Origin of the sequence: Streptomyces filipinensis (genome assembly GCF_014649495.1) — a bacterium.
GTDB classification, from domain to species: Bacteria; Actinomycetota; Actinomycetes; order Streptomycetales; family Streptomycetaceae; genus Streptomyces; species Streptomyces filipinensis.
Genome location: NZ_BMTD01000016.1, coordinates 127,582 through 141,575, shown reverse-complemented (window position 1 = coordinate 141,575; position 13,994 = coordinate 127,582). Strand labels below are relative to the sequence as shown.

Sequence of the window (13,994 nt, the reverse complement as noted above, 5' to 3'; positions counted from 1 at the left end):
CTCCGCCCGTCGGTTCCGGTACGAGATCGCAGGTTCCCCGCTCCAGGGGCCGCACTCCCCAGTTGCGGACCTGATCCGGCGTGTGCGGGGACACGTGCGATCCCGGCTCCTAGAAGGCGAAGACGCCGCTGCCGACGGAGTCCCGCATACAGGTGTTGCCGAAGGTGTGCTCGTACGAGACGCGCTTGCCCTGCCAGACGCCCTGGACGGTGACGACGACCGGGTCGTACAGCTTGGTGCACCACACGTCGCCGGTCTTCAGGGCACCGAAGTCGCCGCCGGCGCCGCGCAGCTCCGCGCAGGCCTGGGACGCGGCCGGGTGGGTGCCGGACGCCGTGGGGGCGCATGTCAGGGTGACGGCGCGCTCCGGAGTGGCCGTGGCCGCGTCGCTGCCGTGGCCCGTGGTGAGGACCAGCGCCGAGGGGGCGTAGAGCGACGACGGGGCGGCGCCCGGTGCAGCGACGGCGGCCCCGGTCAGGGGTCCGCAAACGGCGGCGGCCGTCAGGCCGATGGCCGCTGCCCAGCGCGCGGTGTTCCGCATTGTGTGCATCCTTCCGCTCGAACAGACGAGGTGCCGGCCCGGACCCGGTCGGGCACCGGGGCGGCGAGCGCCACTCTGCCGAGTCCGGCCACGAAACTCACATCGAACGCATGGGTTTCGGTAACCTTTCGTGTTGAAGCAGTGGCGTGAAGTCACGGAATCCGCACACCGTGACCCAGGAACGGAGCGGGTTCCGCGCCGCACGCCCTTCCGAATGGCTGAAAATCAGCGCGTCGTTAATCGTCCTGAAACATTCCGGCTCTGCCCTCGGCGAACCCCTTCGTGACCCCTTGTGTTCATGAAATGACCGCCGTAATGCTGATTACATGATTACGACAGAGCAGAGAGAGAAGCTGCGGGGCTGGTTCGCCGGCCGGTTGCCCGACGATCTGTTCGAGGAACTGGTCGAGGTGACCGCCGACCGCGAGGAGATCACCGTGATCGGGCGCGTCCCCGAACCCCGGCTCGCCAAGGACGCCTCGGACACGGAGCGGGAGGCCGCCCTGCGGGCCCGGATCCAGGAGTTCCGGGAACGCACCCGCGAGGACCGGGTGGAGGTGGCCCGGGAGGCCGAGCAGCTGTTCCGCCGGAAGGTCTCCTGGGGGGTGGTGTGCGGCGCGGAGCGCGCCCTGTTCACGCATGTGGCCGCGCCGGTGATGACCCGGCTGCGCCAGCCGGAACGGCAGGTCCTGGACACGCTCATCGCGGGAGGTGTCGCACGCAGCCGCAGCGAGGCGCTCGCCTGGTGCGTGCGCCTGGTCCAGCACCACACCGACGACTGGCTGACCGAGCTGCGCGCGTCACTGGAACACGTCCAACGGGTCCGCGCCCAGGGACCGGACGTCGAGGAGGTGGCCAATTCCTCCACCGAGGACGGCGAAGAAGGATGATTCATCCTCTGGCAGGGGTCTTCGCCGGCGCCGTACCGTCGGCAGACCCCTCCGGGCGGCCCGCGCCCGCGCCGCACACCCCGCGGCACCGGCGGCCGTCCGTCACCGCCGCGCCACCAAGCGCTCCATCGCCGTGTCCCCGCTGGAGCCCCCGTGACCCGTCAGTCCCCCGACTCGCCCACCGCGCCGCCGCCGTCCCTCACCGAGGTGGAGCCCTACGGCGTCGAGCGCATCCCCGACGCCGACCGCACCGCGACCCCGCTCGACCTGTTCCGGGTCGCCTTCGGCGGCGCCAACACCTTCTCCACCTGCGTCCTCGGCGCGTTCCCGATCCTGTTCGGACTCTCCTTCTGGCAGGGGCTCGCGGCCACTGTCCTCGGTGTCGTCGCGGGCGCGCTGATCCTGTGCCCGATGGCCGTGTTCGGTCCGGTCAACGGCACCAACAACGCGGTCGCGTCCTCCGCGCACCTGGGTGTGCACGGCCGGGTGGTCGGCTCGTTCCTGTCCCTGCTGACGGCCGTCGCGTTCTTCTCCATCTCGGTGTGGAGCTCGGGCGACGCCCTGGTCGGCGGCGCGCACCGGCTGTTCGGCCTGGAGCGCGGCACACCGTCGTACGTCGTCGCGTACGCCCTGTTCGCCGGGCTGGTCCTCGCCGTGTGCGTCTACGGCTTCCGGTTCATGCTGTTCGTCAACAAGATCGCCGTCACCTCGGCGACCGTGCTCTTCCTGCTCGGCGCGATCGCCTTCGCCGGTGACTTCGACCCGTCGTACGCCGGTGTGTTCACCGCCTCGGCCAGCGCCTCGACCCGGTCCCTCTTCTGGCCGTCGTTCACAGGTGCGGCCCTGATCGTACTGTCCAACCCGGTGTCGTTCGGCGCGTTTCTCGGCGACTGGTCGCGCTACATCCCGGCGGACACACCCCGCCGCAAGGTGGTCGGCGCCGCGTTCCTCTCCCAGATCGCGACGCTGCTGCCGTTCGTCTTCGGCCTGGCGACCGCCAGCATCATCGCGACGAAGGCGCCGAAGTACGTCGACCCGGCCGCGCCCGACTTCGTGGGCGGGCTGCTGGCGATCTCGCCGAGCTGGTTCTTCCTGCCGGTCTGTCTGCTCGCCCTGATCGGCGGCATGTCGACGGGCACCACCTCGCTGTACGGCACCGGCCTGGACTTCTCGTCGGTGTTCCCGAGACTCTCCCGCGTCCAGGCGACGCTGCTGGTCGGCGTGCTGTCCGTCGCGTTCATCTTCGTCGGCCGGTTCGGCCTGGACCTCGTGCAGTCGATCTCGACGTTCGCCACGATGATCATCACCTGCACCACGCCGTGGATGGTCGTGATGATGCTCGGCTTCCACACCCGGCGCGGCTGGTACGACCCCGAGGCGCTGCAGGTCTTCAACCGCCGCCAGCGCGGGGGCCGTTACTGGTTCACGCACGGCTGGAACTGGCGCGGCATGACGGCCTGGTGGGTGGCCGCGGTGGTCGGTGTGCTGTTCACGAACATCCCGGGCCAGTTCGTCGGCCCGCTGGGGAACGTGGCGAACGGCGTCGACATCAGTCTGCCCCTGTCGCTCGCGGTGGCCGCCGTACTGTTCCTGACGCTGCTGCGGCTGTTCCCCGAGCCCCGGGCGGTGTACGGACCCGAGGGCGCCCGGCTGGCCCGTACGGTCGAGACGGCGGTGCCGCCGATCACCGGTCCCGGCGCCCCGGCGGAGGACGCCTCCCCCGCGCTCGCGGCCGAGGGCGGCCGATGAGCGACTGGCTCGACCTGTCGGTACCCGTGGTCACCGGGATGCCCGTGTATCCCGGTGACCCGGAGGTGAGGGTCTCGCCCGCGCTGCGGGCCCCGGCCGACGGCGTCAACGTCCTGGCCCTGCACCTGGGTTCGCAGTCCGGCACGCACGTCGACGCGCCCTACCACGTGGACGACGCCTGGCCCCGCCTGGACGAGCTGCCGCTGAGCCGGTTCGCGGGACCCGCGGTCGTGGCCGACGTGCGGGGGCTGCCCGCCCGCTCGCCCCTCACCGAAGGCCTGCTGTCCCCCGCGCTCGCCGCCCTCGCGGCGGCACCCGGCGCACTGCTGCTGCTCGCCACGGGCTGGTCGGCGCACTGGGGCACCGACGCGTACCTCGACCACCCGTGGCTGACTCCCGGGGCCGCGGGGGCCGTGGTGGCGGCCGGCGCCCGCACCGTGGCCGTGGACGCGCTCAGCGTGGACCCCACGCCCCGGCCCGGCGATCCCCCCGCGGACCACGGCCTGCCGGCCCATCGGGTGCTGTGCGGCGCGGGCGGGGTGATCGCCGAGAACCTCACCGGCCTCGAGCGCCTGGTGGGCGCGGAGACGGTCGAGGTGTTCCTCTTCCCGCTGAGGCTCCCCGGGGCGGACGGCGCTCCGGTCCGGGCGGTGGCCCGGGTCGGCTGAGCGCCTCGCGGGCCGCCCCCGGCCGAACGGCCCGGCGCCCATGCGCCGGGCCCGGGCCGGAATGGTCAACTCCGCACGCTTTGCCGGGAGTTGGGGCAGGCATCCGGTACGTTGACGCCCATGACCGATTTCATACTGGTGCCGGGTGCCTGGCTGGGGGCGTGGGCGTGGGACGAGGTGGCCGCCGACCTGCGCGCCGCCGGCCACACGGTGCACGCCCTCACCCTGTCCGGGCTGGCCGAGAAGAAGCACTCGCCCGCGGGGCAGCAGATCCACGTCCAGGACATCGTCGAGGAGGTCGAGCGGCGAGAGCTGCGGGACGTCGTCCTGGTCGGGCACAGCTACTCGGGCGTGCCGGTCGGGCAGGCGGCCGAGCGGATCGGCGACCGGCTGCGCCGAGTGGTGTTCGTCGACTCCAACCTGCCGGAGGACGGGGTGTCGTTCCTCGACGGCTTCCCCAGCGATCACATCCGTGCCGCTCTCGACGAACGGGAGGGAGTGTGGCCGCTCCTTCCGGCGGCGGCCTACGCGCACCAGGACCTCACGGACGAGCAGATCGCCCGTCTCATCGCCGAGGGCACCGCGCACCCCGCCGCCACGCTGACGGAACCCGCCGTGCTGGGGCGTCCGCTGGCCGAGCTGCCGGCGACCTACGTCAAGTGCGGCCTGGACGGCCGTGACCCGCTGCCGGCGGTGACGGAGGCGCTGCGGGGCGGACGCTGGGAGCTGGTCGAGCTGAAGACCGGTCACTGGCCGATGTTCTCCACGCCCCGGGAGCTCGCCCGCATCCTGGACGCGGCGGCCGCCCGCCGCTGAGCCGCCGTCGCCGGTGGCGGGCGGGCCGCCACCGGCTGTGCCTCAGGTGTTCCTCACCGGCTGGCGCGCGGGCCGGGCCGACGGACCGCCCGTGCCGGCGACGGAGAGGGAGCCGGGGGTCGCCGAGGGCGAGTCGGTCAGCCAGCGCTGGCCGGCGGAGCGGTCCCGGACCTTGACGACGAGGTCGGCGCCCGCGTTCTGGGTGGACGTCGCGAGGGCGAGGGTCCGGTCCCAGTGGGGCAGCAACTCGCCCTGCGCGGTGAGGTCGTAGCGCACGTCGTCGCCGCGTTTCGAGCCGGCGTCGGCGCAGCTGCCGAGGATCACCACACCGGCGTCGGCGTGCGAGTCCAGGCACAGCCCCGCGTCGGCCGCGCTGCGCAGCAGTCCGTCGGCGTCGTGGACCCACTGCTGGCCGGGTGCCGACGAGCAGACGGCGAGGACCGCGCTCGCCCCGGCCTTCGGCGTGCCGTCGATGTCCAGGCACAGGCCGGCGGCGGCGTTGCGCAGCCGGGTGGGGCGGCCGGCCGCGGGCAGTTCCGCGGTGCCCGGTGCGGCGCCGGAGGAGGGCGGTGTGCGGCCGGCGGCGCTGCCGGGGACGGCGCTGGTGGAGGCGACCGGGTCGGTGCCGTCGGCGCCGTCCGGCCACACGCTGATCGCGAGGACGGTCGCCAGCAGCCCGGCCGAGGCGACACCGACTCCGGTGAGCAGCGCCTTGGAGGACCAGGCGGGGCCGGCCACCCGGGCGAGCGGCCCGGGCTCGCCGCCGCGGCGCCGGCCGCGCGAGACCGGGGCCTTGTCCGGGGCCGCGCCGTCGCCGCGCCGCCGGGCGCCGGGCAGGGCGGCGCGGGCGAGCAGGCCGGGTCCGCCGCCACCGCGCCGGCGTCCGCCGGAGCGCCGGGAACCACCGCGGCCGCGGGCGGGACCGGGCCGGCGGCCGGGACGGGAGTCGAGGTAGCGGCGGGCACCCCAGCCGAGCACGGCCTCGGCGAGCAGCACACCCGGGGCGGCGTCCGCGTGGCCCAGTTGCTCGGCGGCGTGCCGGCAGTAGGAGCAGGCGGACAGGTGCTCCTGGACGTCGGGCAGCAGGGCGCCGGCCCCGCCCCGGCGGATCGGCGCGTCGAGCAGGCGGTTGTAGTAGCGGCAATCCTTGCCGGGCGCGAGTTCCCGGTGGGCGCGCACCAGGCCCTCGCGGAATTTCTCCCGCGCCTGCTCCAGTGCGGCCGCCGCGCTCTCGATGTCCACGCCCAGCAGTCCGGCGGGGACGGATATCGGCTCGGCCTCGACCTCGGTGTGCCACAACAGCGTCTGCTCAAGCCGGGGAAGAGCGTGAAAGGAGCGGTCGGAGAGGGCACGGTTTTCCGGTATCAGGGTCTGCGCGGCGCGCATCCCGCGACCCCCGGCGGGTTTCCCGAGTCCGGGCAGTGCGACGGTGATCCGGTCGGTGCCGGACCAGTTGACGACCGTGTCCCGGACCGCCACCAGCAGCCGGGGCCGCAGCGCCTCGCCGGGTTCGCCGAGCGCGAGCCGGCCGAGGACCTGGTGGAAGGCGGTGGCGGTGACCATGTGGGCGAGCGGCCCGGACAGCGCCAGGCAGACCACGGCGTAGTCGTGGGCCGGCTGCCAGTGCCGGGCCATCAGCAGGGCGGCGGACCGTGAGCCCTCCGCGTCGGAGCCGGCCCGCAGCGGACCGGCGAGCAATTCGTCGGACTCCCCGGGGTCGCCGCCGGGCGGCGGAAAAGGAGGACGAGGCGGGTGGGGGGTGGGCACTGAGCGGGTTCCTTTGGTACGTGCTGCGTTGGTGCTTACCTCTGCGGCGTGCGGGAAGAGGCAATTGACCGGTTTTCGACCGGTGATGTTCCGCAAGTGCCGGAAGAACCCCGGATTTTACCCCCCGCACGGGCGTTTCAACCCTTGCACAACTTCCACACGAACAACAGGGCGCCCGCACAACATCGGCAGTTTTGAAAGAAAGTCAGAATGCCGCCGACTCGCCGCTCGCGCGCATCGCCTTTCGTCAGGTCACGCGCCCCGTGTGAAGCGCGCACACGCACCGGGCGGTCCGCGCACGCTTCCGGGGTGTGCGACCCGGTAGTGCACTGGGGTCGGCCCCGCGAGACCGGCCGCCGGCCCCGTTCCTCCCGCCCTCGGCCGGCGGCCCCGCTCATCCTGCTCCGGCCGGCGGCCCCGGCGGCTTCCCCCGCCGGCCGGGGCGGGCTGGGCGCTCAGATCTGCCAGGACCGCAGCCGGTCCGCCGCACCGTAGACATCGGCCTTGCCGGACATCAGATCGCGGGCGAGATCGACGAGGGCGCCGTAGGGCGGGTCGATGCCGACGCCGCTGACGAACATGTAGGACACGGCGGTCGCGCAGGCGAAGCGGGCGTTGGCCGCGGGCAGGGGTTTGAGCATGGCGAGGGTGTGCAGCAGGGCGGCGGCCCGCCAGGCGGGGTCGGAGTCCACGCCGAGCCGCGGTGGATCCACGCGGTGCCGGGCGACGGCGGCGACGAGCGCGGAGAAGTCGTCGACCGCGGGCTGGTCGGGCAGGACCTCCTCGTGGCGCTGGAGCAGCCAGGGGACGTCGATATGGATGACGGAAGGCATGCGTCAGGCGGCCTCGTCCTTCACGGCGGGTTCATCGTCGGGGAAGGCCGCCGCGAACTCCTCGGCATGGGCGGCGAAGAACTGCCGGAATGCCTCGGCGCCCTCCTGCAGGGCCCGGTGGCGGGCTATGTCGGCGGCCGCGGCCTCGCGCACGAGGGCCTTCATCGACGTACCGCGCTCCTTGGCGATCTGCCGCAGGTCCTCGAGTTCCCGTTCGCTGAACTCCACGTTGAGAGCAGGCATGCCCCTCACCGTACCGCGCGGGTACTTGCGCGTAAATATCAGCAGGTCAAGCGCACTTTCCTGCGGTACCCGAGGGGCGCGAGAGCCATGTCCGATTCCCGCCGGTCACCGGGCGCCCGGCGCAGCAGACTCGGCAGTACCGAAAGAGACCCCAGCGGGACACGAGGAGCACTCCGATGACTGCACGCACCATCAGCACCGTCCATCCGAGCCCGCTGGGCGACCTGCTGCTGACCGGCTCGGTGTCGTCGTCCGGCCTGACGCTCACCTCGCTCGGCATGCCCGGGCAGCGCGGCGCGCCCGGCGTCCACGCGCAGGTCCGCGAGGACGGGCCGTTCGCCGAGGCGCACCGGCAGCTGGACGCCTACTTCGCGGGCCGTCGCACCCGGTTCGAGCTGCCACTCACCACCGGCGGCACCCCGTTCCAGCGGGCGGTGTGGAAGTCCCTGGACGACATCCCCTACGGCACGACGGCCTCGTACGGCGAGCTGGGCGCCCGGCTGGGCGTGCCGCGCGCCGAACTCCGCGCGGTGGGCCGGGCCCTGGGCGCCAACCCCCTGCTGCTCGTCCGCCCGTGCCACCGGGTGATCGGTGCGGACGGTGCGCTGCGCGGGTACGCGGGCGGGGTCGAGCGCAAGCGGTGGCTGCTCACGCACGAGGGCGCGCTGCAGCCGGTCCTGGTGTGAGGGAGCCGGATCCACCCGCGACCGCGCCTAGACGTCGAGCCGGCTGATGCGGATCGCCCCCTTGGCCTCACCCGGGTGGGCGCTGGTGAGTGTCAGCCGCAGGCGGGAGCCCCGCACCGGGTCGAAGGTGATCACGGTGGGGGTGTCGGAGGCGGTGGCCCAGTCCACCCGGGCGCCCGTCACCGGCACATGGGTACGGCCGTCCCAGACCGCGACCTCTGCCGTGGCGGGCAGCGTGTGGGTGGCGTCCACCGTGAACGAGGCCTCCACCCGGTCGAAGATCCGGCCGCGTCCGAAGTCGACCGACACCCAGTCCCCGGCGCGGGCCCCGTCGAACGCGGGCAGCAGCGCGGTGGCCGGCTTCACGAAGGCGTTGGACCAGCCGGTGGCCGGGTCGCCGTCCAGCATCGCGGCGGGCAGCGTGTCCCCGCGCCCCGAGTAACTGGCGTCCGCACAGGGGTGGTCGGCGGGCGCGGGATGATCGGGCCCGAAGACGGGCGCGGGGGTGGCGGCGGCCTCGCGCGCCGGGGTGGTGCGCACGCCGACCGTGCCCGTGCGCAGGCCGTCGGCCCGCGCGGTGACCTTCAGCGGGCCCGGCTTCGTACCGGACCGGACGATGGCGAGGGCCTTGCCGTGGAATGCGGTGCGGGTGCTCGCCTGGTAGCGCTCGGCGCTCTCCTCTCGGCCGTTGTCGACCCCGGCCAGGGAGCCTCCATCGACGTCGAAGGTGATGAGGTGCTCGGCGCCGGGCACCACCACCCCGTGCGCGTCGACGACCTCGGCGGTGACGAAGAGCAGCGAACGGCCGTCGGCGGCGAGGGAGGTGCGGTCGGCGGTGAGCCGCAGCGCGTGCGCCGGGCCGGCCGTGCGCAGCACGTCGGTGGCGACCACCTCGCCGTCCCGCCGGGCCACGGCCTTCAGCTCCCCCGGCTGGAACGGCACCTTCCAGGTCAGGTGCAGCTTGCCCGCGCTTCCGTTGGGACTGGTGTAACTGCCCGGGTAGGGGCCGCCGGTGACGGTCCTGTCGTCGCCGGTGGCCTCGGTGGTCTCCAGGTAGGCGCGCCCGTCGGTGGTCTTCTTGGCGTCGAACTCGCGGACGCCGAGGGACTTCCCGTTGAGGAACAGCTCGACGGTCGGCACGTTGGCGTACGCCCAGACCTCGACCGTGCCCCCCTCCCCGAGATCCTCGTGGTTCCAGCTCATCGGCAGCAGATGGACCATCGGCTCGGCCGTCCACTGGCTCTTGAACAGGTGGTACATGTCCTTCGGGAACCCGGCCGTGTCGACGGCGCCGAAGAAGGACGCCTTGACCGGGAAGACGTCGTACGGGGTCGGTTCGCCGATGTAGTCGATGCCGGACCACAGGAACTGTCCCGCGAACCACTTCCGGTCCCGGTCCTTCTTGTGCCCGTACTCGCCGCTCATGGTCCAGGAGGCGAGGTTGTTGTCGTAGGAGGAGACCTCCCGCCTGCCCGGCGTGTGGTTCTCGCCCGTGTTGAGGTGTTCCGGTTCCTGGTACGTGCCCCGGGTGGAGGTCTCCGAGGAGGACTCGGACTCGAAGAGGAACAGGTGCGGGTACTTCGCGTGCAGGGCGTCGACGGACCCGGCCGTGTTGTAGTTCAGGCCGAGGCCGTCGAGCTTGGCGAGCATGCGGTCGGCCGGGGAGCCGGTGGCGGGCACACCGTGGTACTTGTTCGAGCCGATGACCACGGGGCGGGTGTCGTCGGCGGCCTTGACGGCACCGATGATCCGGTCGGCCATGGCGAGCCCGGCGGTGGAGGTGGAGTCGGGTATCTCGTTGCCTATGGACCACAGGACGACGGCCGGTGAGTTCCGCGCGGCCAGCACCATCTCGGTGGCGTCCTTCTCGCACCACTCGTCGAAGAACCGGCCGTAGTCGTACGTCGTCTTGCCGGTCCGCCAGCAGTCGAAGGCCTCGACCATCATCACGATGCCGAGTTCCTCGCACACCTGGATCATCTGCGGCGAGGGCGGGTTGTGGGAGGTGCGGAAGGCGTTGACGCCCATCGACTTCATGATCCGCATCTGTCTGCGGACCGCGTCGATGTTGATCGCGGCGCCGAGCGCGCCCTGGTCGTGGTGGAGGTCGACGCCCTTGATCTTGGTGGGGGTGCCGTTGAGGGAGAACCCCTCGTCGGGGTCGAAGCGGTAGTCGCGGATACCGAAGCCGGTCCGGTGGGTGTCGGTGGTGCGGCCCGCGACGCGCAGCTCGGTGTGCAGGGTGTAGCGGTGCTGCGGGGTCGTGAAGTCCCACAGCAGGGGCTTGTCGACGGTGAGTTCATGGGTCTCGGTGGCCTGGTCGGAGACCGCGACCGTGCTGGACGCACGGGCGACCGTGCGGCCGTCGGGCCCGGTGATCCTGGACAGGACCTGGACGTCCGTGCCGGTGCCGGACTCGTTCAGCACCGTCGTCGCCACCCGGACCGCGGCCCGTTCCGCGCCGGCCTCGGGCGTGGTGACACGGGTGCCCCAGCGGGCCACGTGCACCGGGTCGGTGATCACCAGCCGGGCCTCGCGGTAGATGCCGCTGCCGGAGTACCAGCGGCTGCTCGGCAGTTGGTTGCGCACCTCGACGGCGAGCACGTTGGAGGTGCTGCCGTCGGTGTGCACGAGGTCGGTGAGGTCGAGGGCGAAGCCGGTGTAGCCGTACGGGTGACGGCCGGCCCGGGTGCCGTTGCAGTAGACGTACGCGTCCATGTAGACGCCGTCGAACTCGACCGAGATGCGCTTGCCGGCGCAGGCCGGCGGCAGGGTGAAGGCGAGCCGGTACCAGCCGAGGCCGCCCGGGAAGAAGCCGGTCCCGCTGGTGGTGCCGTGGTCGGTCGTGGGGGTCTGTTCGATGGACCAGTCGTGCGGGACGGCCACCTCGCGCCAGGCGGAGTCGTCGTACTCCGGAGCGGCGGCGCGCGCGTAGGCGCCGGTGGTGTCGGTGACGCCGCCCGGGTCGACCAGGGCGAAGCGCCAGCCGTCCCGCAGCGGCACGGTGTGGCGCCCGCCCGCGCCGGCGGATGCCCCGACGGCGTCGGCGGACAGCGCCGCCGGGATGCTCGGCAGCGCTCCGGCCGCGGGTGTCGCGGTGGCGGCGACCAGAACCGATCGGCGCGTGACCGTCATGGCGGCTTCCCCCTCATTGGGACCCAGAAGTACTCACAACTGATCGCGAACAAACAGATTCTGACGGTCTGGCACACACGATCGTCAAGGGTCCGGGAGCCCGTGATCGCCCTCGGACGCAGATCGGCCGGATCTTCCCTTCGACCGTGCTCGACCGACCGGCCGGGCGGCCACCCGTTGTGGTCCACGGGAGCCCCCGAAGCACTACGCTGGAACACGAGAGGTGCCACCTGTTCACTGTGAGTGTGCGCTTGGGAGCGGCGACGATGAGCCGGGTCTATCCGTTCGACGACGCGGCGACGGCCCGGGCTGTCATCGACGACGACGGAACGCTGGTCGAGTGGAACGAGGGCGCGCGACGCCTGCTCGGCCACCCGGCGGAAACCGTCCTGGGCCGCCCCGCGGCCCGCCTGCTCGCGCGGCAGGACCGCCTGGCCCTGCCCCGAGGCACCCGCTGGCAGGGGACGGTCGAATTGCGCCACCGGGACGGCCGTACCGTGGCGGTCTGGTTGCTCGTCCACCGCCGGCCGCCGCACGGCGGCCACGGCGGCGACTGGCTCGTCGTCACCCCGCTGGCCGGCGCGGAACCTCCCGCCGAGGACGACCCGCTCGCCGCTGCGGGCCTGATCCAGTCACCGTGCGCGGTCGCCGTGTACGACGCGCAGCTGCGGCTGCGCCGGATGAACGAGTCGATGGCCGAGGTCGTCGGCCTGCCGCGGGAACGCCTGCGCGGGCTGCGGCTCACCGAGATCGGCGGCCGGCCGCAGAGCGACGACCTGGAGCAGGGGATGCTCCAGGTGCTGACCACGGGCCGGCCGCTGGACGTGCAGACCTTCACGCGCGCCGGCGGAGAGGACCGCGCCCACGCCTGGCTCGCCCGGATGGCACCGGTCAGGGACTCCCAGGGCCGGGTGCGCGGGGTGTGCCTGGCCGCGCACGACATCACCGACAGCCACCGCGCCCGGCAGCGCCTGCAGCTGGTGAACGAGGCGAGCGTGCGCGTCGGCAGCACGCTGGACGTCACCCGCACTGCCCAGGAGCTGGCGGAGGTGTGCGTGCCCGCGCTCGCCGACTTCGTCACCATCGACCTGCTGGACCCGCAGGACTACGGCGGTGAGCCCCCGGCCCGGCTCTCCGCGCCGGTCACCCTGCGCCGGGCCGCCCACCGGTCGGTCCTCGACGGCGTGCCGGAGGCGGTGAGGGAGGCCGGGCAGACCGAGGAGTACCCGGCCGGCTCCCCCCAGGCGGACTCGCTGACCGCGGGCCACACGATCACCGTCTCGGGCACCGTCGAAGACCTGCTGCCCTGGCTGACGTGGAACAGCGCGCGGGGCGAGCGGGTGCGCAGATTCGGCATGCACTCGTCGATGTCGGTGCCCATCCAGGCCCGCGGGCTCACCCTCGGCGTCGCGGTCCTCGCACGTCACCGGCGTCCGGACCCGTTCACCGCGGACGACCGGCTGCTCGCCGAGGAGATCACCACCCGGGCCGCCGTCTGCATCGACAACGCCCGTCGCTACTCCCGGGAACGCGAGACCGCGCTCGCGCTCCAGCGCAGCCTGCTGCCCCGCACCCTGCCGCGCACGGCCGCGCTGGAGGCATCCTCCCGCTACCTGCCGGCCGCGCGGGCCGGCGTGGGCGGGGACTGGTTCGATGTGATCCCGCTGTCCGGGATGCGGGTCGCGATGGTCGTCGGGGACGTGGTCGGCCACGGCGTCGAGGCCTCGGCCACCATGGGCCGGCTGCGGACCGCCGTGCGCACCCTCGCCGACATCGACCTGGCCCCGGACGAGCTGCTCACCCATCTGGACGACCTGGTGGTCCGGCTGTCGGAGGAATCCGGCGGCGACGGCAGCCCCGGCGAGGTCGGCGCGACCTGCCTGTACGCCGTCTACGACCCGGTGTCCCGGCGCTGCACCCTGGCGCGCGCCGGGCACCCGCCGCCCGTCCTGCTGCGGCCGGGCGGCCGGCCGCGCCTGCTGGACCTGCCCGCCGGTCCCCCGCTGGGCCTGGGCGGGCTGCCGTTCGAGTCCGCCGAGGTGGCCCTGCCCGAGGGCACCGTCCTCGCGCTGTACACCGACGGGCTCGTGACGTCCCGGGAACGGGACGGGGACGCCGGCCGTGAGCTGCTGTACGAGGCACTCGCGGGGCACACGGACTCCCTCGACACGACCTGCGACCGCGTGCTGCACGCCCTGCTGCCGCCGGGCGGCGCCCCCGACGACGTGGCGCTGCTGCTCGCCCGCACCCAGGGCCTGCCCGCCGCACAGGTGGCGACCTGGGACACCCCGGCCGACCCGGCGCTGGTCGCGCCGATCCGCAAGCAGGTCGTGGAGCAGCTGGACGCCTGGGCGCTGAGCGAGGCGGCGTTCACGGCGGAACTGGTGGTCAGCGAGCTGGTCACCAACGCCATCCGGTACGGCTCCCATCCCATCCGGCTGCGCCTGATCCACGACGCGACCACGCTGATCGTCGAGGTGTCCGACACCAGCCACACCGCCCCGCACCTGCGCCGGGCCAAGACCTTCGACGAGGGCGGCCGGGGCCTGCTGCTGGTCGCCCAGCTCACCCAGCGCTGGGGCAGCCGGCACACCCCGGAGGGCAAGACCATCTGGGCGGAGCTGTCCCTTTTCGAGGAGGACCAGTAGTTTCGAGGAGGACCAGTA

The 13,994-nt window shown here is 73.1% G+C and carries 11 protein-coding genes; 6 read left to right on the top strand and 5 right to left on the bottom strand.

Translation table 11 applies throughout. The features are described from left to right. Positions 1–109 precede the first annotated feature (109 nt). Positions 110–541: a subtilase-type protease inhibitor gene (locus IE244_RS30495; RefSeq protein ID WP_191876782.1), complete on the bottom strand. Its 432-nt coding sequence runs from the start codon at positions 539–541 to the stop codon at positions 110–112. 326 nt (positions 542–867) lie between these two features. On the opposite strand from IE244_RS30495, the gene abmR reads away from it, so the two are divergent. The 4 genes from abmR to IE244_RS30475 all read left to right on the top strand — a co-directional run bounded on the left by abmR (position 868) and on the right by IE244_RS30475 (position 4,664). After that, complete coding sequence (gene abmR, locus IE244_RS30490; protein ID WP_191876781.1) at positions 868–1,431, top strand: ATP-binding transcription factor AbmR; 564 nt, start codon at positions 868–870, stop codon at positions 1,429–1,431. A 153-nt stretch (positions 1,432–1,584) separates the two neighbouring features. Next, positions 1,585–3,180: a purine-cytosine permease family protein gene (locus IE244_RS30485; RefSeq protein WP_191876780.1), complete on the top strand. Its 1,596-nt coding sequence runs from the start codon at positions 1,585–1,587 to the stop codon at positions 3,178–3,180. After that, positions 3,177–3,848 (top strand): cyclase family protein, encoded by a 672-nt coding sequence (locus tag IE244_RS30480; RefSeq protein ID WP_191876779.1) that lies wholly within the window; start codon positions 3,177–3,179, stop codon positions 3,846–3,848. The genes IE244_RS30485 and IE244_RS30480 overlap by 4 nt, the downstream gene beginning before the upstream one ends. 120 nt (positions 3,849–3,968) lie before the next feature. Then, positions 3,969–4,664, top strand: a complete 696-nt coding sequence (locus tag IE244_RS30475; protein ID WP_191876778.1) for an alpha/beta fold hydrolase — start codon at positions 3,969–3,971, stop codon at positions 4,662–4,664. Between the two features lie 42 nt (positions 4,665–4,706). Here the strand turns inward: IE244_RS30475 and IE244_RS30470 are convergent, their stop codons facing one another. The 3 genes from IE244_RS30470 to IE244_RS30460 all read right to left on the bottom strand — a co-directional run bounded on the left by IE244_RS30470 (position 4,707) and on the right by IE244_RS30460 (position 7,507). After that, positions 4,707–6,431 (bottom strand): RICIN domain-containing protein, encoded by a 1,725-nt coding sequence (locus IE244_RS30470; RefSeq protein WP_191876777.1) that lies wholly within the window; start codon positions 6,429–6,431, stop codon positions 4,707–4,709. 455 nt (positions 6,432–6,886) lie between these two features. Further along, on the bottom strand, positions 6,887–7,264 hold the full coding sequence (locus IE244_RS30465; RefSeq protein ID WP_191876776.1) for a toxin Doc: 378 nt from the start codon (positions 7,262–7,264) through the stop codon (positions 6,887–6,889). A gap of 3 nt (positions 7,265–7,267) precedes the next feature. After that, complete coding sequence (locus tag IE244_RS30460) at positions 7,268–7,507, bottom strand: hypothetical protein (RefSeq protein ID WP_191876775.1); 240 nt, start codon at positions 7,505–7,507, stop codon at positions 7,268–7,270. A gap of 176 nt (positions 7,508–7,683) precedes the next feature. Between IE244_RS30460 and IE244_RS30455 the strand changes: the two genes are divergently transcribed. Beyond that, positions 7,684–8,193 (top strand): methylated-DNA--[protein]-cysteine S-methyltransferase, encoded by a 510-nt coding sequence (locus IE244_RS30455; protein WP_191876774.1) that lies wholly within the window; start codon positions 7,684–7,686, stop codon positions 8,191–8,193. Between the two features lie 27 nt (positions 8,194–8,220). Here IE244_RS30455 and IE244_RS30450 read toward each other — a convergent pair whose 3' ends face one another. Beyond that, positions 8,221–11,328: a glycoside hydrolase family 2 TIM barrel-domain containing protein gene (locus IE244_RS30450; RefSeq protein ID WP_191876773.1), complete on the bottom strand. Its 3,108-nt coding sequence runs from the start codon at positions 11,326–11,328 to the stop codon at positions 8,221–8,223. 266 nt (positions 11,329–11,594) lie between these two features. Here IE244_RS30450 and IE244_RS30445 point away from each other — a divergent pair, with 266 nt between their 5' ends. Beyond that, on the top strand, positions 11,595–13,976 hold the full coding sequence (locus tag IE244_RS30445) for a SpoIIE family protein phosphatase (protein ID WP_191876772.1): 2,382 nt from the start codon (positions 11,595–11,597) through the stop codon (positions 13,974–13,976). The last annotated feature ends 18 nt before the right edge of the window (positions 13,977–13,994 follow it).

Excerpts from the sequence above, each read along its gene's own strand:
- IE244_RS30465 (WP_191876776.1), bottom strand. The coding sequence starts at position 7,264 with ATGCCTTCCGTCATCCATATCGACGTCCCCTGGCTGCTCCAGCGCCAC.
- IE244_RS30450 (WP_191876773.1), bottom strand. The coding sequence starts at position 11,328 with ATGACGGTCACGCGCCGATCGGTTCTGGTCGCCGCCACCGCGACACCC.
- IE244_RS30480 (WP_191876779.1), top strand. The coding sequence starts at position 3,177 with ATGAGCGACTGGCTCGACCTGTCGGTACCCGTGGTCACCGGGATGCCC.
- IE244_RS30495 (WP_191876782.1), bottom strand. The coding sequence starts at position 541 with ATGCGGAACACCGCGCGCTGGGCAGCGGCCATCGGCCTGACGGCCGCC.
- IE244_RS30460 (WP_191876775.1), bottom strand. The coding sequence starts at position 7,507 with ATGCCTGCTCTCAACGTGGAGTTCAGCGAACGGGAACTCGAGGACCTG.
- IE244_RS30455 (WP_191876774.1), top strand. The coding sequence starts at position 7,684 with ATGACTGCACGCACCATCAGCACCGTCCATCCGAGCCCGCTGGGCGAC.
- IE244_RS30475 (WP_191876778.1), top strand. The coding sequence starts at position 3,969 with ATGACCGATTTCATACTGGTGCCGGGTGCCTGGCTGGGGGCGTGGGCG.
- IE244_RS30445 (WP_191876772.1), top strand. The coding sequence starts at position 11,595 with ATGAGCCGGGTCTATCCGTTCGACGACGCGGCGACGGCCCGGGCTGTC.
- abmR (WP_191876781.1), top strand. The coding sequence starts at position 868 with ATGATTACGACAGAGCAGAGAGAGAAGCTGCGGGGCTGGTTCGCCGGC.